The following is a 25,718-nucleotide window of genomic DNA, read 5'->3' as shown; positions in this document are numbered from 1 at the left end:
TAATAAATTAACATAAATTTCCCATTAAGTTACAAGCAGTTTTGCTCTTCACGATAATTTTGCGATCGCGGTCAAAGAGAATTGAGCCGCAGATTGTGGCTGCTGTGCCTCTGCTGCTATGGCTTTGCATATATTCTTGGCAACGAGAATCGATAGTTTCGGCGATCGCACTATAAACTTGATTTACCCAATCACTACCTGTGGAACTATCTAACGCTTTTAAGTGCTTGAGTGCAGCTTCAGCCGTTGGGGCGTGAAACACTATTTCTATATCTTGTTTACTTAAACCCCCCAAAGCACAGTGTGTTGCCAAAACTTCCCGTCGTCCATCAGCCAAGTGGTGGTGGGTGTGAAAAATGCCCCCGGCTAGTTTCATCAACTTGCCATGATAGCCAAACAATAAGATTTCCTTAACACCCAAGGCCTCAGCTTCTACCAACATCGGCCCTAACCAATTAGCAGTTTTTACTAATTTCTCAGCATTAATACCGATTTTTCGCGCCAAATCTAAACCATTCTCGCCAATGCAGAATACCAGACTTGCATACAAACTAGCTTTGTGTTGCAATTCGCTACGAAACGCGTCTAACTGATCTGGTGAACTCAAAGGTTGAGAAATACCTGTGGTTCCTAGTAGGGATAATCCCTCGACAACCCCAAAGGCGGAATTAGAAGTCCGAACAGCGAGCGATCGCCCCTCCGGTAAAATGATAGTGACGATAATGCTTTCCTCTGGGGCTAATAATCGAGTTAAGTTGGCTTGCAACAATCTTTGAGCATAGCTATAGATAGCCGCACGGTTATCAGCATTAACCTGCTTACCAATCCCTTCCCCGCCCTTGATAGTTACCTGTTCACCCCCTCCTTGGCCCCATTCCACCACAGCCCAAATCGGGGTGTTTTTAGTCAAGTCAATATTATCACCAGGATCACTGCGGGTAATTGCCAAGGCCATATTTTCTGATAATCCTGCCACCTGCTCAATAGGTACTTCAGCCATTTGTGCAGGCTCAATTAAATCTACCAACCCAACTTGTAGAGACTGACGCTGGCGTAACCAGTGTAAAGCAGCGATCGCACCAGCACAAGCAAAAACAGGTAAAGTATATCCGCTACGCATTAGTCATTAGTCAATAGTTATCCTCTGTCCTAAACACCCACTTCTGTGAGAACACTTTCCATCGCTTCCCAGGAGATATCACGTTGGATATAACGGGGGGATTCTGGATTGTAGGGGCTGGCTATGCGATCTACACTAATAACTCTGGCCTCATCTGGAATCACTGGGACATCGGGATCAAATGCAGTGGGACGCATCAATGAACTAGAAAAACCTTTGAAGATGGCTATTTTATCTTGTTCATCAGCGATTTCCACCGTTACTAATAAAACTTCTTGTGGACGTTTGCTGGTGTATTGTTCTAGCCGCTTGCCAATTGAATTCATTTTGAAAGCTGGAAATTGAGAAACGAAGCGCAGTGACAGTTTACTGTGGTGTAGCCGAGCGTCCCTGCTTGCCCAGCTTCACGACGACAAAGTAGCTTAGATATAGTACATAAATAATTAGACAAACTATACCTAAAAAGCCTAAGAAACCGGGTTTACTATTGTGGTGAAAATAATCTTTAAACAGTAAGGGAGCTTCTAACCAAACGCTGCAAGTGGGATTTTGTCCAATATTACTGGAAAACGCACAACCCAAAAAAGGTACGAAGGCTATAGTTCCCAAAATAGAATAAATGGTCACAGCCCAGCGCCAAGAAGTAAAAGCGAGTTTTAACACTCCACTGGGTTGATACTCAATTTCATCGTTGATATCGACCCAAAACCACAGGGAAATCGGAATAAGGATTTGTCCTATTAACCCAGAGATAAAACTAACTGGATATTGGGCAATCATTAAGTAAATGGTGATGGCTAGTAGGCTAGAAACTCGCCAATAAATCATTAATAGCTTTTGTATTGCTTCTGCTTGTTGAGCATAAGCCCAAATTAACAGAACTATCGGCACAATCATCAGAAATAATACTGCTAGTCGGTAATCAATCCAGACTAACTGGCGCAACACGTTATTTGGCATAGTTAACTGTCAGTTTTTAAGAATAGGGACTAGGAATAAGGAGTGAAGGATATTTTAAGTTAGATAGGACTTAAGCAAGTGTCATAGTCAAAGTAACTGTAGGGCGCGTCAGCCCCAATAATTTCGTACACATTAGAGGATTTTCTGCATCTGACGCACCCTAATATTGTGCCAGTTGCTTAAGTCCTGTTAGAAATACTTTTGTTGATTTTGTTGTCACCATGTCCGAGTGTAAAAAAACAAGCAACTGACAGAATCTCATCGCCAATATTTTGCACCTACTGTAGCAAATTGCTCTGAGAACTATCTCATCAACAACTAGCTCAACAAGCTTAAACTTGTGTAAGTTTCGAGGAGATGGGGTGCAAAAGCCCCATGAACAGAGGTGAAAACTACTGAATCAAAGGATTCTGGTTGCTTGTCTGCCGAAAAAGTTCACAAACTTAATTGTTATTCATCGTAAACACGGCACTCAGCAGCATCTGGATTATCATCGCAGTACTGTTCTAGAGAATTTTTCTTTTTGTCTTGGCGTTGGTGGGAGGCTTCCGCTTGCAGTTCTTCAACTGCATCCCAAGCCGCAGCACACTCAGCTGAGTTGCTACCTGAGATATCGCAAACGGCACGCGCTTGTTCTACTTCTTCTTGGATTTGGTCTTGAATGTCTTTTGCTTGAGTGTCAGTCATTGCTTTAGTCTCGTTGTGTGTTGATAATAACAGTATAGAAAAGTTGCAAAAGTTGCTATTTTTTTGTTCTATCAATCACCATTCTACCTAATGAGCTGCATCAGCTAGTTGGGTAGCTTGATGTATCGATTAAAATTACCGCCAACTGTAGCATTTATTTTAAGATTTTAGAAAATGGTAACGAAGTAAATAAAATGTGGAAGTAGGGGAGATGAAGAAGATCAGGGAGATGTGGTGATAGTTTCCCACGGGGTGAGAGAATAAAAATTACTTGTCATACTCTTACTCATCACTGATAACTCAGCCAACGACCAACCACAACAGAAAAAGAAGCCCAAAATTCATGGCAGACCGAATGCAGTGGGCAAATGCCCTATCAACTCGCCCTTCTCTAGAAGCAGCTGTTACAGATGTAGTACAACGGGCTGTCTCGACTTTAACAGCTCCTGCGGATTTGGGGTTAGTGTTCATTTCTTCTGCCTTTGCTAGTGAGTATTCTAGGGTGTTACCCTTGCTGGCTGAACAACTTTCTGTGCCAGTGATGATTGGCTGTAGTGGTGGTGGTGTGATTGGCACGGCTGCTAGTGGACAGACCCAAGAATTGGAAGCAGAAGCCGCCCTCAGCTTAACTTTGGCGCACCTACCAGGGGTGAATTTACAGGTTTTTCATGTTCTGGGGGAAGAGTTACCAGATTTAGATAGTCCTCCAGATACGTGGATTAATTTGATTGGTGTGCCTCCATCGCCAACGCCGCATTTTATTTTGCTGTCTAGTGCTTTCTCTTCAGGAATTAACGATTTATTACAAGGGCTAGATTTTGCTTACCCAGGGTCAGTAATTTTAGGTGGACAAGCTAGCGTCGGGGGAATGGGTGGTCGTCTGGCTTTGTTTTGTAATGGTAGTCTCCACCGTGAGGGTACTGTAGGCTTGGCTTTAAGTGGCAATATTGTTTTAGAACCGATCGTGGCGCAAGGATGCAGGCCGATTGGTGAACCATTACAAGTAACTAAAGCTGAACGCAATATTATTCTGGAACTGGATGAGAAAGTGCCGTTAGTGGTGCTGCGAGATTTGATTGCTAGCTTGAGTGAAAAAGAACGAGCTTTGGCACAGCATTCATTGTTTGTTGGTGTAGCAATGGATGAATTTAAGCTATCTTTGCAGCAAGGGGATTTTTTAATTCGTAGTATTTTGGGTGTAGATCCATCTGGAGGTGCGATCGCTATCGGTGATCTTGTCCGTCCCGGTCAACGCCTACAATTCCACTTGCGAGATTCCCAAGCCTCCGCCGAAGAATTAGAATTTCTGTTAGAACGGTATCAAACAAAACCTGAATTTGACAACTCTGCTGTTGGTGCGTTGATGTTTTCTTGTGTAGGACGTGGTGAAGGACTCTACGGCAAACCTAACTTTGATTCTGAGCTATTCAAACGTTACATTCAAGATGTCCCCGTAGGTGGTTTTTTCTGCGGTGGTGAAATCGGCCCAGTCGGCGGCAGAACTTTTCTACACGGTTATACATCAGTATTTGGGATTTGCCGAGAGTTGTCGGTAGAAGATTAAGGGACAAGAAAGAATTTGTATAGTCAATAGTCAACAGTCAATAGTCAAAGTAACTCTCCCCCCAGTCCCCAGTCCCCAATCCCCAATCCCTAGTTTATTTCCTGTCTAGCAAGAGGGTACTATTGTTATCAATCATGGTGGGGGTACCAGTGTGGGCGATCGCACTATAGGTTTGAATATAGCGGCGTACTTGTTGCGGGAATTGGGGGTAGTCCAATACTGCATCCCCATCGGCGATGGTTGCCCAAAAGTCCCGTAAGCTGGGAGCTAGTTCTTGTGCCTGGGCTAATGGTAAATTTAATGGTGATAGAGTAAGTAGTTTTACTAAGAAAGGAAAAGAGCGATCGCCCATCCAATCTCGTGATAATTGTTGTAAATTGGGGAACTCAGGCACTGATTCCACCCGATGAGAGAGAATTTGCAACCATTCCTGACCCTGCTGATCACGATGAAACTCTAAAACTCTGTAGGGATGAGGATAGCTGACTAAAGAACCAGTGGTAATATCATATACACCTTCAGCACAAGCAACATCTTGGACGTGTAAGTGACCAGTAAATACTAATTTGACCCCATATCGTTGCAATAGGCGCACTAATTCTGGTGCATTTTCCAACATATAGCGAGATGCCATTGGGTGGCGAGATTGATGGGGCAAATGTTCAACTACATTGTGATGCACCATCACTAACACCAGTTCATCTACTGCTGCGGCTAATACTTCTTCTAACCATTGAAATTGCTGGGCATCTAAACGCCCCATTTGCTGGCCTTGTTCATTAAAAAAGTTAGAATTTAGACCAATTAATCTCACTCCAGGTAATAATTGTTGAGTGTAGTAAAGTTGATCAGTATTGTCATAACCAAACTGACGATAATACTGGGGAAAATCAGCACAAGCGATCGATTGCTCATTAGCCATGACTACCGGAACATCATGGTTACCAGGCACAACATAAGTAGGAAAAGGTAGTTTAGATAATCTTTCCTCTAACCATCTATGGTTTTCTGGTTCACCGTGCTGGGTTAAATCTCCAGGGAGCAAAAGAAAATCTAAATTAAGTTTTGTTAAATGGTTTATAGCGTTTTCAAAAGCGGGAATACCCACTTCTACCAAATGAAATCGGCTCGGATGATCCCAGATTGTGTGAGGAAGCGCGATGTGTAAGTCGCTGACTACAGCAAAGCGAAAATTTAGCACCATTGATTTCCAAAAGTGATTAAAAACAGTAATTTAAGCAGGTCTTTTCCACAAAGTATAACCTTTGCTACGTTAACCTGCTGAAGAACTACTTGTCTTAATATTTGTACACACGTACATAATTATCGCTTTTGCAGTGAGTCTCTTGCTTAAGTCCTAAGTTTAATTTTGATCCCTTATGGTTTCTATCAATTTATAATTCGCAATTTGTAATTCTTAACTAAGATTTCGTTACCTAGTAATCACATGGACTTTCTGCATGAACAAGTATTGAGTTATGAGCGAAAAGTCTTGATTCCTTAATTACGCATTCCTAATTATGCAACTCCAGCTAATGAATTGAGGAACAATTCTTGTTTACTTATTTCCCAGGTGAGGGTACTATGAATTATCTGATTCATATCATCATACTTAGGTTGCCATCCTAGTACGTGACGGATTTTATCACTACAAGCTGTCACACAAACCGGATCACCAGAACGACGTTCCGCTTCTATCACCGGAAAATCTACGCCAGAAATTGCCTTAACCCGCTCGATAACTTGACGAACACTATAGCCCTGTCCATAACCACAGTTAAGGATTTGGCTGGCATTACCTTGCTCTAAATAAGCTAAAGCGTCTAAATGTGCTGTTGCGAGGTCTTCTACATGAATGTAGTCTCTAATTGCCGTTCCGTCTGGTGTGGGAAAATCTGTACCAAAAATTTTTACTCCCAGTCTGCGTTTAAGTGCAGCATCACAAGTGACACGAATTAAATGGGATGCGTCTTTTGACATCTGTCCCAATCGCCCACCAGGCTCGGCTCCAGCAACATTAAAGTAACGTAGAATGACATAGCGTAGATCAGAAGCCTTGGCGTGGTCACGAATCAACCATTCACAAGAAAGTTTTGAGCGTCCATAGGGATTAATCGGTTCAGTTGGTGTAGATTCGGTGACAACGGCAGTTTCCGGTTGTCCATAAACTGCGGCTGTGCTGGAAAAGATAATTTGGTTAACACCAGTTTCGTGACAACAGCGAAGTAAATTGAGGGTGTTGCGTGTGTTGTTAGCGTAGTAGTCCAGGGGACGGGCAACAGATTCTGGTACGCTCAGACTAGCCGCGAAGTGTAAAACTGCCGCAAATTGATGTTGATGAAATACTTGGGAAAGACATTCGGAATTTTTTAAATCGCCGATAATTAGCTCACCATGTAGTACGGCTTGGGGTAAACCAGTAGAACAGTTGTCATACACAACAACATCGTAACCTGCTTCACCTAGCTGACGCACCACATGAGAACCAATGTAGCCAGCACCACCGGTAACTAAAACTTTTTGATTCATCTACCTTTACCTAGTAATACTACTCGAATAGTTTTAAGAGCGATCGCTAAATCTAAAGCTAGGGAGTAATTCTTGATGTAGTAGAGGTCATAAGCTAGCTTTTCGTAAGCATCTTCTATTGATGCACCGTAGGGATACATGACCTGCGCCCAGCCTGTAATACCGGGTTTGACCACATAACGCAAATCATAATAGGGAATTTCTTGACGCAGTTTGACATCAAATTCTGGTCGTTCTGGGCGAGGGCCAATGAGGCTCATTTCTCCCCAGATAACGTTTAATATCTGCGGTAATTCATCAATTCTAGTTAGGCGTAACCAACGCCCTACCCTGGTAATTCGCGGGTCTCGTTCATCTGCCCACTGCGCCCCACGTTTTTCGGCATCTTGATACATGGAGCGAAATTTGTAAACTTTAAAAGGCTTACCTTCTAGTCCAGTCCGTATTTGAGAGTAGAACACAGGGCCAGGGCTATCTAACTTAATTGCTAAAGCTGCCAACAACATCAATGGAGATAAAAATGCACATAAACAGCACGTCAGTATAATATCTACTGAGCGCTTGAGCTTTTGACTAATGCTGTCAGCAGTTAAATTAAAACCATTACCAAAAGCCAGCCAATTATCCTGAAGCAGAGACGAGGGAAGTTTATACCACAAGGTTTCACAAACATCGGGAAGACCGTAGATGGAGACACCAGATAAACGCAACTGCATCAGTTGTTGCATTTGTACGTCAGATAACTCTGTTGGAGTCGTCACTACTACCCCTGACCAATGTTGTTGGCTCCATTGAGGTAAGTCATTAAGACTCCCTACAGAAACTTGATGATTTTCTGTTAACTCATTGCTGTTCTGCTCTCCGGTGGAGAGAAAAATCAAGCGCCCCAACGAACTACGTTCGAGAAAAGTTTTGCCGAAGAGGATGGCTTTTTTACCTGCGCCCAAAATTAACCAACGGCTGTGTTGAGCTTGGGCTTTTGCCCAGTTTGCTGCCCCTATTCTTAATCCCACAGCCCAGATAGTAAATAGCCCTAAGCTAGGAAGCCAAACTCCCCGTTTCAAAAGCAAGTCTGTTCCCCAAGCACTGGTAAGGTAAATGAGTGCTGCAATAATAGCGCCAACTACAAAATTACTAATCAGAATGCGGGATGGGGCGCGTAAACCTGCTATTTGCCTATCTGGATGGTAGGTATCTGCTAAATACAAACCTGTGAGAACTAGAAAGAAAAAGATATAAATTAACGGGTCAAAACCATGCAGATTGTTACCCAATCGCAACCATAAACAGATGGAATAACTCAACACCAAACCCAAAATATCCCCTATCAGCAGCAATACACAGAGGATGTTACGTGTCTGATGTGAATTGCTGATTTTTTTTCCAGCAATAATACTAATAACCATGTATGTCGGCTACTAAAAATTTCCAAGATTACAGAAAAGATACTGACAAGATGAGATATAAAAAGTAATTACTCTGGAACTCTGAGCGGTAGATGCAAAAATCTCAAATATTTGCAAATCTGTCACAACAAAATATATTCAGCATTGATGTTAAGAAGCGCAATCCTAATACCCAATAACAAAAGCAACGTATGGTCACTCAAAAAAAAAGACGAGTGTTTGAGAGTAATTTACTAACCATTTATTTTTAATCCTGTTTATGGTGATATAACCATGTGGATATTACGTAAAATGGTACTTATATTTAATAGATTTATAAAAAAAATACTTAATAAAAAGATACGAAACTGCCCTATTTCTAATGTCAAGTAATTTTCATTTTTGTAAATTTGCAATTTTTTAAATAACAGATATACAATATCTGGTTTTTGAAATAAGCTTGTGTTGTGTAATGACTGTCATCTAAGCACAATGCCTAGATGTTGCCTACCTTACATTTAAAATTATCGTCTGTGGAGTTAGTCACAAGATAAAAGCGAATTTACACAAAATCTATGTAAATTCGATAGACAAAAACTTTTGTAATGATAGTTAGAATATATTGAAGCGCTTTATAAAAGGCTAGTAAAAGAGTTAGCCAATTACTGACAGCATATATTCCTCGAATGGGTATTGTTGTCAATACAGTGACCGAAACTCTGCTGTTATGTGCGCCTTACGCGATCGCTAAAATTTTCCATAAGAAAATAAATATAACTTAGTATTTGGCACAGTAAGCAAGCAAAACAACATAAAAACGTAAAAATTCGGCAAAAGTGAGATTTATCATGCTTTAACTAACGTATACCAACAGATATCAAGATGCTACATTGAACTGTGTGACAAAACAAACTGCTTTTTTGACTTACCAGATAAATAGATATTGACTCAGAAAAAAGAACAGTGAAAATACGTAGGCTATTCTGGGGAAAAAGCTTGATAATCTTTTATTAAATCTTTATTGATTATTTAAATCAGGTTGCATCCAGTCAGTAGCAGTTATTAAGGAAATTAAATCAGCGAACAGTGATTACAGTTTCACAGCTTTAATCAATAGAGAAACCTGGCATAATGCTTGAAAAAAGCCCGTACACTCGAACCCTAATTTTAGAGTGAACAATGCCTACAATACCCCTATTGTGATAGGTACTGACCTACGTGGATTTCCAAAAATATAGCGATTCTCCTTTGTATGCAATACACTCTGAATTCTTCTCATAGAGTACCTTTCTCCTACAAGGAGAGAGGCTTTGATTCTTACTCCCCTTCCCTTGTAGGGAAGAGGCTGGGGGTTAGGTCTGTATTTGACTCAACTGCAAATCGCTTTATTTAGAAATTCTATAACTGATAACTGTTGAATATTTCCTATGTTCATCTGCATTACTGCTCTACATCAATATAAATGAAATAACTAATTTTTAGTAGTGTCAATCTTTAGGGTATTATCTGAACTATGCCTTCCCATCAAGACGATCAAGACCTGATTAACTTCCAACAGTATTGGCTGATTGCAAAAAGACGTTGGTTACTGATAGCCACGATTATGGGATCGGTGTTTGGAGTCACAGGGTTGCTTACTTTTAGTCAAAAACCAATCTATGAAGCAGAGGGTAAACTCCTCTTTAATAAGCAAAGTGGCGTTTCTTCCCTAACAGGTGTAAGTGAGCAATTGGGACAACTTAGTGGGGTGACCAATCTTTCTAACCCTTTGGAAACTGAGGCAGAAATTATTCGCTCAAACCCCATAATTCAAAAAACCATTGCTGAGTCGCAGCTTAAAGATGAACAAGGACAACCTTTAGAAATAGATGATTTCCTACGAAGCTTAAAAATAAAAAGTGTCCGAGGAACTGATATCTTACAACTTACCTATCGTAGTGCTAATCCTGAAGAAGCAACAGCGATTATTAATAGATTGATGAACACTTATCTGGAGAACAATGTTCGCAATAATCGTTCTGAAGCTACAGCCGCAAGGGAATTTTTAAGCAAGCAATTACCTCTAGTCGAGGCGAAAGTCACAGAAGCAGAAGCAGCACTACGTCGATTCAAAGAAAAATACGAGGTTGTTTCCCTACAAGAAGAAGCTATACAAGGAGTCAAAAGGCTGAATGATTTATCCGGCCAAGTGACTCAACTGCGCGCACAGTTAGTTGATGCTAGAACTCGTTCTGGTGCTTTGCAAAATCAATTAGCATTGAACACAAAGCAAGCTATGGCACTGAGCAGCTTAAGCCAATCCAATGCAGTACAACAAGTGCTATCAGAATACCAAAAGGTTCAAGACCAGTTAGCTGTGGAGAGGTCACGATTTACTGAGGAACACCCGGTTATTGCTAATTTATTAAATAAAGAACAAGCTCTCAAAGAGCAGCTAGAAGGAAGAGTGAGCAAAACTTTAGGTAGTTGGCAGCCGATTCCAGAGCAAGATTTACAAATAGGGGAACTCAAACAGACTCTAACCGCTAATTTAGTGCAGGTGGAAGTTGAACGATTGGGATTAGAAAATCAAGTTGGTGTGTTGATGAAGGCATTTGTACTTTATCAAGCACGTCTGAGAGTCTTACCCAAGTTGGAACAACAACAACTACAGTTACAACGACAGCTACAGATTGCCCAAACAACCTATGAACAAATGCTAAAACGATTGCAAGATGTTGAGGTGGTGGAAAATCAGAATGTGGGTAATGCCAGGATTGTTTCTGAAGCTTTACTTCCCAAAACACCAGTTTCTCCTCGGATTGTCTTGAATTTGGCATTAGGGGGATTTTTAGGCTTCTTCTTAGCTATTGGTGCAGCTTTGTTGCTAGAGGCTGGAGACAAGTCTGTGAGGACACAAGAAGAAGCTCAACAGTTGCTGGATTATCCTTTGTTGGGTACAATTCCAGCTTTTGACCAAAAAGCTAGACTGGCTCGTGGTGAGAGTATCACCGAATTACCCGTACTCAATAACCCTTACTCTTCAGTTAATGCAGCCTTTGAAATGCTGCAAATCAATTTGGGCTTCTCCTTTTCTGATAAGAAACTGAAGGTAATTGTGGTTAGCAGTTGTGTGATGAATGAAGGCAAGTCTTTTATTGCTGCTAATTTGGCGGTAGCGACTGCCCAAATGGGAAGACGAGTATTATTGATTGATGCAGATATGCGTCGCCCTCGTCAACATGAAATGTGGCAACAGCCTAACTTGATGGGTTTAAGCAATGTTTTAGTGGGTCAGGCTACCCTAGCCGAAGCTGCTAAGGAAGTGGTAATTAATCTAGAATTACTTACTTCTGGTACCATACCGCCTAACCCTGCGGCTCTACTAGACTCACAACGTATGAATGGGTTACTCCAACAAGCTGCTGAAGATTATGACTACGTAATTATTGACACTCCACCTTTAAGTGTTTTGGCGGATGCTTCGATCATAGGCAAAATGGCAGATGGAATGTTATTGGTTGCACGTCCTGGTGTGCTTAATTCTGCTGCGGCTAAGACTACAAAGACACTCATTGAGCATTCGCGTGTGTCAGTGTTGGGAATGGTGGTGAATTGTGTAGCTACTGATAGTAATGACTACGGTTACTACTACTCCCATAAAAATACTGGAGATAATAATTCTGGCAAAAAGGATAGGATTAAGTCAAATTTAAGTAAAATCACTGGATTGAGGCTGCTTTAAGCAGTGAATAATTTAGGTAAACTAGTGTTTTTTCTGAGGCATTAAAGATTTAGCTTGTTTAAAGTTATAGGCGCAATATAAAGTTAATAAATTCAATTCAGAGATTGAATAGACTCATAGCAAATATGCTAAATATTCCGTGCTGAATGTAGCAAAACATCTTACAAATTTATTAACTCCATTGAATTTTATCCTCCAAGAAAAGGCTAAGTTTACATAATTAAACTTTTAATAAATCCCATGGTTTAAGGTTGCTTATATCTGCCTTCTGACACTGATGTAAATAATAGCGATGCCTTGATTTTGACTTGTTTTCTGAGTAAGGAAAGAATATATACTTTTCCACACAAGGTATCATGACCTAAATTGAGTCCTCTTTTTAACCTTGAGTCAAATGCTAGACAAATATAAAACTCAGATTTTATTCTCATTTCGTCAAAAGTTTGGCTCTGACAAGTTAGCGGTTATTCAAAATATAGCTTGGTTATTCATTGATCGCATTCTTCGTATGGGTTTTGGGTTAGTTGTAGGTGTTTGGATTGCTCGTTATTTAGGAGTGCAGCAATTTGGTCTTTTTAACTATGCCACTGCTTTCGTAGCACTATTCAATCCTTTGACAACTCTAGGGCTAGATAACTTGGTCATACGTTCTATTGTGCGTGAACCTGAAGCTAGATACCAAATTTTAGGGACAGCTTTTTTGCTCAAGTTAGCTGGTGGAATAGGATGCGTATTGTTAACAGTTAGCTCTATTTTTGTATTGCGTCAAAATGACCAGTTGACTATTGGGATAGTAGCAATTTTAGCAACGGCAGGGATATTTTCTGCTTTTGACACGATTGACATTTGGTTTCAGTCTCAAGTGCAGTCTAAATATACTGTAGTTGCTAAAAACACCGCATTTATTATCATTGTACTCTTAAAAGTTACTTTGATTAAAATGCAGGCACCATTACTTGCCTTTGCTTGGGCTGGATTAGCAGAAATTGGATTGGGTGCAGCAGGTTTAATACTCGTTTACAAAGCTAAAGGTTATTCACTATGGTTATGGCGTTGGAATCTTCCGCTTGCTAAGACTTTTCTTAAGGAAAGCTGGCCTTTGATGTTATCTGGTTTAAGCATCATGATTTATATGAAAATCGACCAGATTATGTTGGGGGAAATGGTTGATGCTAGTGCCGTAGGTCTTTATTCAGCAGCAACCCGTATTTCCGAAGTTTGGTACTTTATACCAATGGCGATCGCTTCTTCAGTTACTCCTTCGATTTTTGCAGCTAAAGAAGTAAGTGAAGAACTTTATTATCAACGAATAAAAAAACTACTCCGAGGGTTGGTATTGATTTCAATTGTAATTGCTTTACCAATATCATTTATGTCTGAAACAATAGTTACCTTATTATTTGGTAATGGCTATACCGCAGCAGGAGCAGTATTAGCAATTCATGTCTGGGCTTCTTTGTTTGTATTTATGGGGGTTGCTACATCCTCTTGGTTTGTTGCAGAAGGTTTAACTCACCTTTCTTTACGCAGAACACTAATTGGTGCAATTACCAATATTTTGTTAAACCTATTGTTAATTCCTCACTATGCTGGAGTTGGTGCTGCGATCGCAACTGTAATTTCTTATGTAATTGCCGCATTTCTAGCCAATCTTTTTCACTCAAAAAGCCACAAAATTTTCTGGCTTCAATTTCAATCAATTTTATTATTTTTATAGTTATTACATCGTTTAATCTCATGAAAGATTATTTATATGAATTACGCAGAAATATTTATGAATCTTTTGGAAACTCTAAATATTCTAAACCTGGGCTTAATAATTTAGATAAAAAACTTGAAAATTATCTTAATTTCAGAAATGGTTTTTTTATTGAAGTTGGTGCTAATGATGGTTATAGACAAAGCAATACTTATTACCTGGAAAAATTTTTGGGTTGGCATGGAATTTTAGTTGAAGGTATTCCTAGTTTGTATAAAGAATGTAAAAGGATCAGGAATAATTCATCTGTATATAACTGTGCTTTAGTTGCGCCTGATTTTCCAGATAGTTTTGTACAAATGCACTATGCAAACCTTATGTCAGTAGTTGAAAATTCGCTAAAAAATAAAGAAAGTCAATATGAGCATATTCAAAGAGGCTTAGAACTTCAGAAAATTCAGCAAAGTTATGGTATTCAAGTTCCTGCAAAAACACTTGAATCTATTTTAGATAAATTTGCCGAATTACCTCAAATAGATTTTTTATCTTTAGATGTTGAGGGATATGAGTTAGATGTATTAAAAGGTATAAATTTAGTAAAGTATCAACCTAAATATATTCTTGTGGAAGCAAGATTTTTTGAAGAAATAAATTTATATTTAAGTTTTAATTATGATCTGATAGATCAGCTTTCTCATCATGATTATCTTTATAGATTAAAATCTGCTAATAAAATACAGTAGTATGAAAACACCAGTAACTTTTTTAATATTTAATCGCCCTGATACAACAGAAAAGGTATTTCAAGCTATCCGTCAAGCTAAACCTCCTAAGCTTTTGGTTGTCGCAGATGGGCCACGTAGCGATCGCCCTGGCGAAAAAGAAAAATGTGCTGCTGCAAGAGCTATTATTAATGGCGTGGATTGGGAGTGTGAGGTTTTGAAAAATTATTCTGATGTTAATTTGGGGTGTAAAAAAAGAGTTTCGAGTGGACTAGATTGGGTTTTTGATACAGTTGAAGAATCAATTATTTTGGAAGATGATTGTCTTCCTAATCTAAGTTTTTTTCAGTTTTGTGAGGAGCTTTTAGAGCGTTATAGAGAAGATAATAGAATTGCGGTTATTTCTGGACAAAATGTACAGTTTGGCCACAAAAGAACACATTATAGTTACTACTTCTCTCGATATAATCATTGTTGGGGATGGGCAAGCTGGAGACGTGCTTGGCAAAATTTCGACTATGATATGCAGTTGTGGCCTTTAATCAAAGAGAATGGCTGGTTAAAAGATATTCTTAAAGATGAGATTGCTGTTAAATATTGGACTAAAATTTTCCAAGATACTTATGATGATAAAACAAATAGCTGGGCATATCGTTGGACATTTTCTTGTTGGACACAAAACCATCTGAGTATTTTATCTAATATCAATTTAATATCTAATATCGGATTTGCTAGAGAGGCAACAAATACAAAAAAAGATGTAAGTATTTTTTCTAAAATACCTACTGAAGAAATTTATTTCCCTTTAAAGCATCCACCATTTATAGTTCAAGATATTGAATCTGATCATTTTACCCAAAGAACCTTATACTGTCCGCCTTTAATAAATAGGATTAACACAAAAATAAAAAATATTTATTCTGATATTTTAGGAGTTTATTATTTAATATTTATGTTTTTGAAGCAATTGATATTAAAAGGAATCAAAAAGAGTTCTAATTTTATTTGTAGGGCGCTTGGTAGGGATAATATAACTTTCACAAAGATTTTTCCTCGCAATGACTTAGTTGAATTAGGCACAAAATATGGCGGTTGGGTTATTCCGAAAAATTTACTTGATTCAGGCTCTATTGTTTACTGCGTAGGTTGCGGAGAAGATATATCATTTGATCTGTCTCTAATTGATAAAGTTGGTTGCAATATACTGGGATTTGATCCGACCCCACGAGCAATCCAATACGTAAAAAAAGTAACCATTAATAATACTAAATATCATTTCAATGAAGTGGGTGTGTGGGATAAGGATGATGTTTTGAAATTCTATGCACCAAAAAATTCTGATCATGTTTCTCATTCTCTTCTCAATTTACAGAGAACATCAAAATATTTTGAAGCCAAGGTCAAAAGGCTAAGTACAATTATGCAGGAGCATAACCACAAAAAAATTGACCTACTAAAATTAGATATTGAAGGTGCTGAGTATAAAGTCATTAATTCAATAATTGAAGATGAGCTTGATATTAAAATTATTTGCGTTGAATACGACGAATATTTTAACCCCTTAGATAGTAGTTACAAACTAAGAATTAAGCAGTCCATTAATAAATTAGTCAATGCTGGTTTTTCTTTAGTTTGTACACAAGGTAATGGTAACTATACATTTGTTAAGAGATGAAAATAAAGCCGATTAATTAAGGGTGTATTATTTAAGTAAATTAATAAGCCTAGTAAATGTATTGGTGTATTTTAATAATAAAAAGGGATTGATAATTGAAGATTTTACATCTTAGCACTTACGATAATCGCGGTGGAGCAGCAATAGCTACCTATCGATTACACGATGGGCTACAAAATATTGGCATAACTTCCCAGATGCTTGTACAAATTAAATTTAGTGACGATAAATCTGTTATTGCAACAGGCAACAAAATAGTTCATAAATATCCCAAACTTAAACCCCATTTAGATTCGTTACCGAAACTATTTTTTAGACATATCGATAAGAGTCGAAGAACTTCATACTCTTTGCAATGGCTTCCAGATTCTATAGCGACTAGCATTATAAAAATAGATACTGATATCATTCATCTTCATTGGATATCAGGAGGACTTATAAATATAGAAACAATAGCTAAATTAAATAAACCGCTTGTTTGGACTCTACATGATATGTGGGCTTTTACTGGTGGATGTCATTATAATCAAGAGTGTCAGCTTTACAAAGAAAACTGTGGCAACTGCCCACAAATGCCAAAAAGATTCAATATAGATTTATCTAGTTGGGTATGGGAACGCAAAGCTAAGGCTTGGGCTGATTTAAACTGTACAGTTGTAACTCCAAGTCATTGGTTAGCTAAATGCGCTGCATCCAGTTCTCTATTTAAAGATTGCAATATCAAAGTAATACCCTATGGTTTAGATACAGAAGTTTACAAGCCTTATCAAAAAAACTTGGTAAGAGATAAATTCAATCTACCTCAAGACAAACTCTTAATCCTCTTTGGTGCTGAAAATGCTGCTAGTAATACACGTAAAGGGTTTCACTTTTTAAGATGTGCACTAGAAATATTAAAACATACTTACTGGCATGATAAGTGTGAGCTTGTTATATTCGGTGCAAGTAAGTCAGATTCTATAAGTAACTTGGGTTTTAATACTCACTATCTTGGCCGCTTAAATAATGAATCTACAGTAGCGCAAGTTTATTCAGCAGCAGATGTTTTTGTTGCTCCTTCGATACAAGATAACTTGCCTAATACGGTTATGGAGTCACTTGCTTGTGGTACGCCCTGTGTTGCTTTTGATATTGGGGGAATGCCTGACATGATTAATCATAAACAGAACGGCTATTTAAGCCAGCCTTACAATATTGATGACTTGGCAAATGGAATTATTTGGGTAATAGAAGATAAAGAGCGACATCAAAAGCTTTGTGCTAGTTCTTGTGCAACAGTCAAGGAAAAATTTACACTAGAATTACAAGCGAAAAATTACTTGTCTTTATATCAAAATATATTAAAAATAAATAATTAAAAATATGGATGCTATAAAACAACCCTTAAAATATTACTTTTTATGGTTTTGGATATTTTTTCTCACTTCAAGCGTTATTTTATCACCAAGACTCAGCGAAAATGGATTATTAAAGTTTATACGTATAGATGATATATTATTTCCGATTACATTAATAACTATATTTGTCTTTATTTCTGGTATTCATCCTATAAAAAAAGTTATCCTTGCATTTGTATATTTATATGTATTTAATCTTATAGTCCTAATTATTACTCATTATTCAGGTTTAAATAGCGTTTCTATACTAGAAAAGGTTTTACCTTTAGTAAAAAACTTTCAGTATTTAATCTACTTTGGTTTGTGTTTTGTTTTGGGTTCCAAATCTAAGAACTTCATAAGATATCAACGTGTATTTATTAGTATTTATATTTGTTTTATTCCTAATTTTCTTCATGGATTATATCAAACAGTTACTTTGAATTTTACAGGTTATTATGGGTTGGGAATTTTAAACGAAATTAGTCCTGCTCTTACTGGAGCAGTCTTTTATTTTGCAACTATTATTTGTAGCACAATTATATATTTGATGCCGAAAATAAATTTAAAAGCTATTTATTTATGGATATGCTTTTCTGCGATAAATGCTATATTTACTGCTTTGTCTGGATCAAGGAGTGCTTGGTTAGCTTTATTTAGCTACTTACTAGTTGTAGGGATTTACACATTCAAGAATATTATTAGTAGTAATAAAATCAATAAAAGGAATATAAATATTACCCTAACTATTGTTACTAGTATATTATTATTTTTTCTAATATTGCTTTTGTTTAGAGATTTTGGGTTAAAACTAGAATCTTTACTAACACAAGTACCTAGTAGATATTTAAATATAAACTTAGGGCAAGTACAGGATGAGGCTAGAGTTGTTAACTGGTCTTCTGTACTTTCTATGTATTTAGAGTTTGTTCACCAATTTCCATTATTAGGATTATTCGGATTGGGATCAGGTGGAATTTATGAAATTTTTGGTCAGTTGTTAAATGCTGCTGATAGTCAGTTGGTATATACAATTGTAAGCGGTGGATTAATAGGTACTTTATTGTATTTAAATGCTTTATTTAAGTTGTACATGTTTGCCAAAAAATACACATCAAAATCTAACATAAAGTTAACCCCTATTTTTGTAGGTCTATTTTGGTCTTTTATGGTTTTTTCTGTTTCACAAGAAGTCTTTAATCTTTCAAAAACGGGAGGATTATTTTGGATATCATGTGGTTTAATACTAGGAATAGCTTATAGTGATTTTAATTTAAAAAATCAAATAGCAAATGATATCTGATTTCAAAACATTTTCATTAATCATTTATTTATAATATTATGGCGACAAGCAAAAGTTAACATGAATCAATTTGAATCATTACAATTACAATTTGATGTTATTACAATCACAAAAAATTGTGTTCAAAGAATTACTGAAACATTGTATAGTGTAAGCTCTCAAACATATCAAAATATTAATCACATTATTATTGATGGTAATTCTTGCGATGAAACTGTAAATACGATTAATAAATTTAATCATACAAAAAAAATTACAATCTACCAGCAAAATGGTTCTGGTATTGCAAATGCTTTCAATATTGGATTAAGTAAGGCTTCAGGAAAATTGGTAGTGTTTTTAAATGCAGGAGATATATTTATTGACAAATATGTAATTGAAAATATTATTAATTCTTATTTTAAGAATAGCTGGTTGTGGGCATTTGGTGAAACTATCTCAGTTAGCCGGAAAGGATACTTAAGAAGGCATATCAAACAATATACTCAATGGAAGCAAGAGTTTTTTTTGTATGGTAATCCTATGTGCCATCAGTCTACTATTTTTACTAAAGAAATTTTAGATACGTTGGGATTATATAATGAGTTACTTCCTCTAGGAATGGATTATGACTTTAACATTAGAGCTTCTTTAATAGAAGAACCACACCTTCTAAGGTTTCCGATTTCATACTATGAAACTACAGGTGTATCTTCTATGAAAGTATTTCAAGCTTACAAAGCTCATAGCGATATTAGAAAAAAATACTTTATGTATACTCATCAGCGTAATTTACAAATTGATACTATTGGCTTTATTAAGGCAATGAAACGTTTCTTGATGATCCCATTAAAGCTATATTTATGAGTATTGCAAATATAGAATATCCAAGCTTAAGTTTAGCAATTCCAGCTTATAACGAAGCTGGGAATATAGAACATTTGATTAGGGGATTTTTGACAACTGAATATCCAAACTTAATAGAAGTAATTGTGGCTGATGGTGGTAGCACTGATGGGACACAGGATATTGTCAAAAAATTGTCATTAGAAGATTCTAGAGTCAAGCTGTTATACAATTCGTTGAAAATTCAATCGGCTGGTCTAAATCTTATATTGCAAGAATGCACTGGTGATATATTTCTTAGGGCTGATGCTCACTCTGATTATGCACCAGATTATATAGAAAGATGTGTGGAAGCATTATTAGAATCTCAAGCCTTTAACGTGGGGGGCGCACAAAGATTTGTGGCTAAAACTCCCTTTCAGGCTGGGGTAGCACTGGCTTCTAAAAGCTTTTTAGGTAGTGGTGGAGCTAAATATAGAAACCCTAACTATAATGGATATGCTGATACAGTTTATTTAGGATGTTTTTGGACGAAAGAATTGCGTGGCGCTTCTGGTTTTGATATTTCACAAATTACTAACCAAGATGCTGAATTAAATCAAAAATTACTGAATAAAAACCCAAAAGCTATATATATAAGTTCAGATATTTGTGTATGGTACTATCCCAGAAAAACCTGGAAATCTATTTGTATTCAATACTTCAAATACGGAAGAGGACGTTACTTAACTAGTATTAAACACACAAAGCAACTGCAACTGAGAGGAAGGCTACCATTTTTATTTATATCAGCTACATTGTTTTTATCGCTAATTGATTTCATCATTCCTCAGTTATCTCTACATACAGAAGTATTAATTCTGAGTTGCTTACTTTTTCCATTTGGGGAAAGTTTACGCACAATTTTCAAATTCCGTAACGAATTTACTAAAGAACTCTGGCGCGGTAGCGAAGATGAAATTCCTTCCTGTATAAGTCTGTGGTTTTTCTGTGGAGTTACATTACTAACTATGCCAATTGCTCACTTTTCTGGCTATGGATATCAGCTATTTAGGCGTAGATTTCTAAAAGTTACAGGTTGGTAAATCAAAGAGATTATTTCAAACGAGAGTTAAATCTAGCAGCACTCCGCCTAGTCACAATCCACAAAAATGATCGCCCTCCGTCTCTTAATACTCTTACCAACGATTCTGATGGCTGATTTTTTGACGTTACAGCCACAGGTGTAACCATAATCCCCTGGCTACCCAAGACGATAGTTGCGATCGCCTGCGCTCTTCTCATGTGATAATCTGACGTGATCAAATATATATGCTGTAACCTCTGCTCAACAAAATCTCCAGCCAAAGTTGTAAAATTAGTCACAGTATCCGTTGCTCTCCCATCCAAATGCAACTTTACTTCAGGAACACCAAACTTTAGACATATCCGACGATTATTGTCTAAATTCCAAGCAAAGTCAGAAATCCAAATATCTAAATTCTGGTGAGATTGCCAAAATTTTGCTGCAAACCTCATTCGTTCAGCATCACCGCCCAACACAAAAATAGCCTGTGGAACCGGGGATTGTTGAAAAGCGATCGCAATCCTCACAGTAATGATACTAGTAAATATCAAGGCGATCGCTAAAATCAACTTTACTAATTTCAGTTTACGTCTCATCTCATACTATTTAGATTTTGAAAACAATAATCCTCTGGCTTTAGCCAAAGGATTGTCAATTGCACCTCTGATAACTTTAATTTCATTACACTTAACTTTGACTCAAAGCAGCCCTTAATTGCTTGAGTAAATTACCAATTTCCCGAAAATTCGCATCTTTTGCCAGTTGTTGAAGAACCTCTGGACTACTTTCCATCACAATTTTGTTGTAAGCATTAATAGCAGCATTCAAATTATTAATATTTAGAGTTGGGGAAGCTTCTTTTTGGGCTATTACTGAATTGGTGATTAAACCTTTAGTGCCTACGGTAAAACCCGACGCAGAAGCCGATTTATTCCCAGCTAGACCCAATAAAGCACTTACCAGTGCCTGTGCTGAAGAACCGGGAACTCCTAAACTCACTAGAGAAGACTGTAGCTGATTAGCTGCTGCGGACGCATTTGCCCCTCCTTGCAAGATAGCTATGATATTTGCTGCTACACTATTTGCTGCTGGGGTTTGGCTTAATATATTAGCGATCGCTGCATTTAAACTACTTTGAGTTTCTGCTGATATGCTAAGACTGCCATCACCACTAATTTCCACATTCACACCGGGAGCAAGTTCAGGAGAAGATTGAGAATCTGCTGGGTTAAAACTATCACCGGATGATGAGGAAGAGTCTTCACTTCCGCCTGTTATCCCAGCGCTACCAGCATATACTCTCATAGGCGCACCCGCTAAATAACCGGAGATAATCAAAGTTAGAACCAGACTTAGAGAAAATTGTTGTTTCTTCATTGCTATTACTTTTGATGAAATTTCAAGATATAGCTGGGGACTAGGGACTGGGGACTGGGTGAAAAGTCTTGTTGTGTCTAGGTTGTATCATCTATTGATGTCCTAAAACTACTGGCGACAGCTATAACTCAGCAGTTAGAACCGAAAACTGTATCCAGCACTCAGGGAAAAACCCAGACCACTATTAAAGTTACTAGTAACATCTGTGAAAACAGCATTGATAACTATAGGTGTCTTCTTGAAGGGGGCAAAAGAAGCACCCATATTGAGACGATTTCCAGTCCAGCTACTGACTAAAGATACTTGAGGTATCACTCTCAAACCTAAACTAGCAAAAAGATTTGCCGGATTTTCATTGGCATCTATTGCACCTTTAGAACGGAAAGCACCACTACCAAGGCCGACAGAAATAGTCAAAGGTAATTGATTATTTGGGTTCTTGGGTTGCAGTGGAAACGCCCTAGTAACTACACCATAGATGGTATCTTTAGCGCTACTTACATCTCCCCATTTAATAGCATTTGACCACCCTACAGCTACTGCTGTACCGTCACCCAAATACCTATGTAGTTTGAATCCTACACCACCGCTATCACCAAAATCAAAAGTGTCGCCACCACCCACACTAGTAATATTGACGTTAACTTCCAGCCCTACAGATTTAGCAGAATCTCCTAACCCAAAACCAACAGATAAAGAACCATCTACCCTATCTTTATTATCTTCTAGAGGAAAAAATAAACCACCACCAATATAGGCCTGACCGAAACTTGCACCATAGGCAGAAGGAGTACCAGCCGTTGAACCAGGAGAAGCTTTTGAAGCTTCTCTGGGTTTAACAATAGGTTCAATTAAAAGTTCTTGGCGTAGCTTATTAGTATCGCCAAAAGTATCCCCCACTGTTTCTGAGGAGTCTATTTGAGCAATGATTGGTGGTTGTGGATTTTGGGATATGTTAGCTTGTTGTTCTGTGATTAATTCAGGATTACTCACTGAAGAAGTAAATAAATCTTGCTGAGAGTTATCCTCCGTTACTAAAGCATTTTGAGATATAGAGGAAAACGTATTTTCAGCAAAAGAATTACTAAAGGTTTCTGGTGCGACATTAGCAGTAAAACTATCATTAATCTTGATAGTCTCAGACTGAGCTAGCTGGCGACTTTTTTGATGTGCTAGCAAGCGTTGCTTCAGGCTAATATCGGGTTGTGAATTAACTTTAGATGCTGTGAACAAGTCTTGAGTTTTTGCAGAGGTACTCAATTCGGGCTGTTGATCTTCCGTGGTAATAGTATCTGCCGCGACTGCTGATTTGTGAGAAATAGCCGTAAACATGAGCAGTAGAGAGATTAATCTTGTCCCTACGTTCCAGAAAGTATAGTTAATACCAATAAATGGAGAGGTAAAATCACCAGTATTTATATTGGTTTGTATTTTATTCATCTAAATTTTCCTGCGGTCAAAAACTGTACGCAAAGATGTCAGCAATTTATACGTAAAATCTATTAATTGAAAATAGTGATCTTACGTAAATATAATTTATTTATATAGAGCCAAAATTCTTGCGATCGCCTGTAGTGGAACGCAGTCATTTTTGCTCTAAGGTAGTGACCTGATCTAACTCAATTTTTGCCCAAAAAGCCATCATTTCATACATCCTTTGGGCAATACACTTAGGGTTATAACACAAATAAACAGAATTCATATAAAAATCCCTAACTTTTTGGAAAAGTTAGGGATATGAAGCTTTCAATGATTACCAATCAGGAAATTTTAACTTTTTCAGTTTTCATCTTCTTGAAATTAATCCGAGTCAATTGGTAAGCACCTTGAATTTCTAAATTTTCGTAATTATCTGGCGGTAAGTCCATTTTGAAAAAGTTTTTTTTGTTAGTCACAAGTAATAGGGAAGATGGTTTAACTGCTTGATTAGCTAAATTATGGATATATTCCACACCCTCTTCTGTTGTCTGGACAAAATTTATCTGTTTGTGACTATAAAAAACTACACTTGGCTTTTTGAAACCAACCATCATTATTTCTTCTTTTGGTTGTTGTACTTGAGCTACAACAGCAGATAAGTCTCTTAATGGTAGTTGACGCTCTTGATCCATCAAAAACAAAGCTGGCATGGTGACAACTAGCAAAAAGGCCGCGAATCCGAGCATATTAACGCCGATAATAGAATGCCAATAGCGACGCAATATTAAAACAGCAACAAAAATTGCCCCGGCGAGCCAAAGCCAGCCGCCGATCGCCGGTAATCCAGAATCTTGTAAATTTTGGCGGAAGTTGGGGGCTGCATCATCATTACCCAACAGATGATATGTGTGAAACGACGCTACTGCCACAATGGTTAAAAATATAACATTTACCCAGCCACTGGCTAGTAAAAGAGAAGATGGATAAGTAATCTCTATCTTGTTTGTTTGTTCACCACTGGGGAAGAAATCACTCCATAACAATGCTACTAAAATAGCGGCCGCCGGCATTAAAGGTAAGACGTAGCTTGGCAGTTTGGTAACAGCGATCGTAAAGAAACTAAAAACGCTCAGAAACCAAATACAGGCAAATAAACCCAACTGTTGAGAACGTTCTTGATTTTGCCAGTGCGATCGCTGCCAAAACTTCAGTCTGAAAAGTGCTAAAGGTAAATAGACCGAATATGGGGCGAAAAATAGTGTCACTATCACAAAGTAAAAATACCAAGGAGCCGAGTGACCATTAACTACTTCCGTAAAACGCTCCACATTGTGATATCCAAAAAAAGAGTTGATATAACTCTCACCATTACGCCAAATCACCAAGGCATACCAGGGAACAGATAAACCTAAGATAATAACTGTTCCTAAAACGAGGCGCATTTCCCGCAGTACTGTTCGCAACTGCCCCACATATAGCAAAAATACCAAGACAATGATCCCCGGTAAAACAATACCCACAGGGCCTTTAGTCAAAATTGCCCCAGCAGTTAGCACATAACAAGCCAAATACCACTTGTTAGGGAATAGCGATCGCTTATTCCTCCTGCCCTTTGGGTTCGGCATTCCCCCATCTCCTGCTTCCTGTCTTTCTCCAGACTCCATTGCCGCGTATCCGAGGAAAAAGCATAACAAAGCTGAGGCGATACACCCAGTTAAGAGCATATCTGAGACACCAGTTCTTCCCCAGACAATCATTTGTGCATTGAGTGCCATGACACCTGCGGCTACACCAGCTGTTAAGTAGCGGCGAGTTGGCAGTGTCACTTGTTCTAACTCATCCTTTTTCGTTATAGACCAATGAACTGTATAAAAAGCTAGGGACACTGCTCCCATTGCTGCTAACGCTGAGGGAAGACGCACTGCCCACTCATTCACACCAAACACCGCATAGGCGATCGCTTGACACCAATAAACTAAAGCAGGTTTGTCAAAACGAGTTTGACCATTGAAAAACGGCGTGATCCAATCACCCGTAACTAACATTTGCCGTGAAGCTTCAGCAAATAATGGCTCTGTTTCGTCAACCAAGCCAACACTGCCTAAGTTCCATCCATAGCCTATCCAACCAATTAGAATCAACCACAGAATTGAGGCAGTCACAGCAAGGGCTGGACGCTTTACTAGATTATTGAAGCACCGCTCAACAGCGCCAAGAACGCTCAATTTTAACCTCATCAGTCAATAGTCATTAGTCAACGGTCAGTAGTTAATAGTTAATAGCTTTT

General features: G+C 38.0%; 20 protein-coding genes and 1 pseudogene. 10 read left to right on the top strand and 11 right to left on the bottom strand.

The annotated features are described in order from the left end of the window. Positions 1 to 7: 7 nt before the first annotated feature. The 4 genes from cbiD to GSQ19_RS10500 all read right to left on the bottom strand — a co-directional run bounded on the left by cbiD (position 8) and on the right by GSQ19_RS10500 (position 2,767). The gene (cbiD, locus tag GSQ19_RS10515) at positions 8 to 1,120 is read right to left on the bottom strand and encodes a cobalt-precorrin-5B (C(1))-methyltransferase CbiD (protein ID WP_011317901.1); all 1,113 of its coding nucleotides are present in this window, start codon (positions 1,118 to 1,120) and stop codon (positions 8 to 10) included. Between the two features lie 29 nt (positions 1,121 to 1,149). Beyond that, positions 1,150 to 1,446: a DUF7734 family protein gene (locus tag GSQ19_RS10510; protein WP_011317900.1), complete on the bottom strand. Its 297-nt coding sequence runs from the start codon at positions 1,444 to 1,446 to the stop codon at positions 1,150 to 1,152. Positions 1,447 to 1,486: 40 nt separating this feature from the next. Continuing rightward, the gene (locus tag GSQ19_RS10505) at positions 1,487 to 2,080 is read right to left on the bottom strand and encodes a DUF3177 family protein (RefSeq protein WP_011317899.1); all 594 of its coding nucleotides are present in this window, start codon (positions 2,078 to 2,080) and stop codon (positions 1,487 to 1,489) included. 450 nt (positions 2,081 to 2,530) lie between these two features. Then, positions 2,531 to 2,767 carry a Calvin cycle protein CP12 gene (locus GSQ19_RS10500; RefSeq protein WP_011317898.1) on the bottom strand — a complete coding sequence of 79 codons (237 nt, stop codon included), beginning with the start codon at positions 2,765 to 2,767 and terminating at the stop codon, positions 2,531 to 2,533. A 343-nt stretch (positions 2,768 to 3,110) separates the two neighbouring features. On the opposite strand from GSQ19_RS10500, the gene GSQ19_RS10495 reads away from it, so the two are divergent. Further along, on the top strand, positions 3,111 to 4,331 hold the full coding sequence (locus tag GSQ19_RS10495) for an FIST signal transduction protein (RefSeq protein ID WP_011317897.1): 1,221 nt from the start codon (positions 3,111 to 3,113) through the stop codon (positions 4,329 to 4,331). 94 nt (positions 4,332 to 4,425) lie between these two features. Here the strand turns inward: GSQ19_RS10495 and GSQ19_RS10490 are convergent, their stop codons facing one another. The 3 genes from GSQ19_RS10490 to GSQ19_RS10480 form a co-directional block, all read right to left on the bottom strand. After that, complete coding sequence (locus tag GSQ19_RS10490) at positions 4,426 to 5,535, bottom strand: metallophosphoesterase family protein (RefSeq protein WP_153228447.1); 1,110 nt, start codon at positions 5,533 to 5,535, stop codon at positions 4,426 to 4,428. Between the two features lie 314 nt (positions 5,536 to 5,849). Beyond that, positions 5,850 to 6,860 (bottom strand): UDP-glucose 4-epimerase GalE, encoded by a 1,011-nt coding sequence (gene galE, locus GSQ19_RS10485; protein WP_011317895.1) that lies wholly within the window; start codon positions 6,858 to 6,860, stop codon positions 5,850 to 5,852. Then, on the bottom strand, positions 6,857 to 8,266 hold the full coding sequence (locus tag GSQ19_RS10480) for a sugar transferase (protein WP_011317894.1): 1,410 nt from the start codon (positions 8,264 to 8,266) through the stop codon (positions 6,857 to 6,859). The genes galE and GSQ19_RS10480 overlap by 4 nt, the downstream gene beginning before the upstream one ends. A gap of 1,492 nt (positions 8,267 to 9,758) precedes the next feature. Here GSQ19_RS10480 and GSQ19_RS10475 point away from each other — a divergent pair. From GSQ19_RS10475 to GSQ19_RS10440, 9 genes and pseudogenes are all read left to right on the top strand, one after another. Next, positions 9,759 to 11,969 carry a GumC family protein gene (locus tag GSQ19_RS10475; protein WP_011317893.1) on the top strand — a complete coding sequence of 737 codons (2,211 nt, stop codon included), beginning with the start codon at positions 9,759 to 9,761 and terminating at the stop codon, positions 11,967 to 11,969. 394 nt (positions 11,970 to 12,363) lie between these two features. Then, positions 12,364 to 13,686 (top strand): flippase, encoded by a 1,323-nt coding sequence (locus GSQ19_RS10470; protein ID WP_011317892.1) that lies wholly within the window; start codon positions 12,364 to 12,366, stop codon positions 13,684 to 13,686. A gap of 20 nt (positions 13,687 to 13,706) precedes the next feature. Further along, entirely contained in the window at positions 13,707 to 14,411 is a 705-nt protein-coding gene (locus GSQ19_RS10465) for an FkbM family methyltransferase (protein WP_011317891.1), read from the top strand. Between the two features lies 1 nt (position 14,412). After that, positions 14,413 to 15,261, top strand: a pseudogene (locus GSQ19_RS29990) (glycosyltransferase family 2 protein); the annotation flags it as partial. 81 nt (positions 15,262 to 15,342) lie between these two features. Continuing rightward, a complete protein-coding gene (locus GSQ19_RS29985) occupies positions 15,343 to 16,065 on the top strand; it encodes an FkbM family methyltransferase (protein ID WP_185479034.1) in 723 nt (240 codons plus the stop codon). A gap of 95 nt (positions 16,066 to 16,160) precedes the next feature. Beyond that, entirely contained in the window at positions 16,161 to 17,423 is a 1,263-nt protein-coding gene (locus GSQ19_RS10455) for a glycosyltransferase family 4 protein (RefSeq protein ID WP_011317889.1), read from the top strand. Between the two features lie 4 nt (positions 17,424 to 17,427). Continuing rightward, entirely contained in the window at positions 17,428 to 18,744 is a 1,317-nt protein-coding gene (locus GSQ19_RS10450; protein ID WP_011317888.1) for a hypothetical protein, read from the top strand. 60 nt (positions 18,745 to 18,804) lie between these two features. Next, positions 18,805 to 19,590: a glycosyltransferase family 2 protein gene (locus GSQ19_RS10445; RefSeq protein WP_011317887.1), complete on the top strand. Its 786-nt coding sequence runs from the start codon at positions 18,805 to 18,807 to the stop codon at positions 19,588 to 19,590. After that, the gene (locus GSQ19_RS10440) at positions 19,587 to 20,654 is read left to right on the top strand and encodes a glycosyltransferase family 2 protein (RefSeq protein ID WP_011317886.1); all 1,068 of its coding nucleotides are present in this window, start codon (positions 19,587 to 19,589) and stop codon (positions 20,652 to 20,654) included. Before GSQ19_RS10445 ends, GSQ19_RS10440 begins: the two co-directional genes overlap by 4 nt. 10 nt (positions 20,655 to 20,664) lie before the next feature. Here the strand turns inward: GSQ19_RS10440 and GSQ19_RS10435 are convergent, their stop codons facing one another. The 4 genes from GSQ19_RS10435 to GSQ19_RS10420 form a co-directional block, all read right to left on the bottom strand. Continuing rightward, positions 20,665 to 21,231, bottom strand: a complete 567-nt coding sequence (locus tag GSQ19_RS10435) for a YdcF family protein (RefSeq protein ID WP_011317885.1) — start codon at positions 21,229 to 21,231, stop codon at positions 20,665 to 20,667. A gap of 91 nt (positions 21,232 to 21,322) precedes the next feature. Continuing rightward, on the bottom strand, positions 21,323 to 22,012 hold the full coding sequence (locus tag GSQ19_RS10430; RefSeq protein ID WP_199312836.1) for a hypothetical protein: 690 nt from the start codon (positions 22,010 to 22,012) through the stop codon (positions 21,323 to 21,325). Between the two features lie 135 nt (positions 22,013 to 22,147). Next, complete coding sequence (locus GSQ19_RS10425; RefSeq protein ID WP_011317883.1) at positions 22,148 to 23,452, bottom strand: hypothetical protein; 1,305 nt, start codon at positions 23,450 to 23,452, stop codon at positions 22,148 to 22,150. A gap of 320 nt (positions 23,453 to 23,772) precedes the next feature. Further along, positions 23,773 to 25,668, bottom strand: coding sequence for an ArnT family glycosyltransferase (locus GSQ19_RS10420; RefSeq protein ID WP_011317882.1), 1,896 nt, complete (start codon positions 25,666 to 25,668; stop codon positions 23,773 to 23,775). Positions 25,669 to 25,718: the final 50 nt, after the last annotated feature.

It is taken from the genome of Trichormus variabilis 0441, from assembly GCF_009856605.1.
Classification (GTDB): Bacteria; Cyanobacteriota; Cyanobacteriia; order Cyanobacteriales; family Nostocaceae; genus Trichormus; species Trichormus variabilis.
This window is presented reverse-complemented; position numbering and strand designations above follow the sequence as displayed.

What these genes read in the sequence shown, in the direction of transcription:
- cbiD (WP_011317901.1), bottom strand. Translation starts at nt 1,120, where the DNA reads ATGCGTAGCGGATATACTTTACCTGTTTTTGCTTGTGCTGGTGCGATC.
- GSQ19_RS10510 (WP_011317900.1), bottom strand. Translation starts at nt 1,446, where the DNA reads ATGAATTCAATTGGCAAGCGGCTAGAACAATACACCAGCAAACGTCCA.
- GSQ19_RS10505 (WP_011317899.1), bottom strand. Translation starts at nt 2,080, where the DNA reads ATGCCAAATAACGTGTTGCGCCAGTTAGTCTGGATTGATTACCGACTA.
- GSQ19_RS10500 (WP_011317898.1), bottom strand. Translation starts at nt 2,767, where the DNA reads ATGACTGACACTCAAGCAAAAGACATTCAAGACCAAATCCAAGAAGAA.
- GSQ19_RS10495 (WP_011317897.1), top strand. Translation starts at nt 3,111, where the DNA reads ATGGCAGACCGAATGCAGTGGGCAAATGCCCTATCAACTCGCCCTTCT.
- GSQ19_RS10490 (WP_153228447.1), bottom strand. Translation starts at nt 5,535, where the DNA reads ATGGTGCTAAATTTTCGCTTTGCTGTAGTCAGCGACTTACACATCGCG.
- galE (WP_011317895.1), bottom strand. Translation starts at nt 6,860, where the DNA reads ATGAATCAAAAAGTTTTAGTTACCGGTGGTGCTGGCTACATTGGTTCT.
- GSQ19_RS10480 (WP_011317894.1), bottom strand. Translation starts at nt 8,266, where the DNA reads ATGGTTATTAGTATTATTGCTGGAAAAAAAATCAGCAATTCACATCAG.
- GSQ19_RS10475 (WP_011317893.1), top strand. Translation starts at nt 9,759, where the DNA reads ATGCCTTCCCATCAAGACGATCAAGACCTGATTAACTTCCAACAGTAT.
- GSQ19_RS10470 (WP_011317892.1), top strand. Translation starts at nt 12,364, where the DNA reads ATGCTAGACAAATATAAAACTCAGATTTTATTCTCATTTCGTCAAAAG.
- GSQ19_RS10465 (WP_011317891.1), top strand. Translation starts at nt 13,707, where the DNA reads ATGAAAGATTATTTATATGAATTACGCAGAAATATTTATGAATCTTTT.
- GSQ19_RS29985 (WP_185479034.1), top strand. Translation starts at nt 15,343, where the DNA reads ATGTTTTTGAAGCAATTGATATTAAAAGGAATCAAAAAGAGTTCTAAT.
- GSQ19_RS10450 (WP_011317888.1), top strand. Translation starts at nt 17,428, where the DNA reads ATGGATGCTATAAAACAACCCTTAAAATATTACTTTTTATGGTTTTGG.
- GSQ19_RS10445 (WP_011317887.1), top strand. Translation starts at nt 18,805, where the DNA reads ATGAATCAATTTGAATCATTACAATTACAATTTGATGTTATTACAATC.
- GSQ19_RS10440 (WP_011317886.1), top strand. Translation starts at nt 19,587, where the DNA reads ATGAGTATTGCAAATATAGAATATCCAAGCTTAAGTTTAGCAATTCCA.
- GSQ19_RS10435 (WP_011317885.1), bottom strand. Translation starts at nt 21,231, where the DNA reads ATGAGACGTAAACTGAAATTAGTAAAGTTGATTTTAGCGATCGCCTTG.
- GSQ19_RS10430 (WP_199312836.1), bottom strand. Translation starts at nt 22,012, where the DNA reads ATGAAGAAACAACAATTTTCTCTAAGTCTGGTTCTAACTTTGATTATC.
- GSQ19_RS10425 (WP_011317883.1), bottom strand. Translation starts at nt 23,452, where the DNA reads ATGAATAAAATACAAACCAATATAAATACTGGTGATTTTACCTCTCCA.
- GSQ19_RS10420 (WP_011317882.1), bottom strand. Translation starts at nt 25,668, where the DNA reads ATGAGGTTAAAATTGAGCGTTCTTGGCGCTGTTGAGCGGTGCTTCAAT.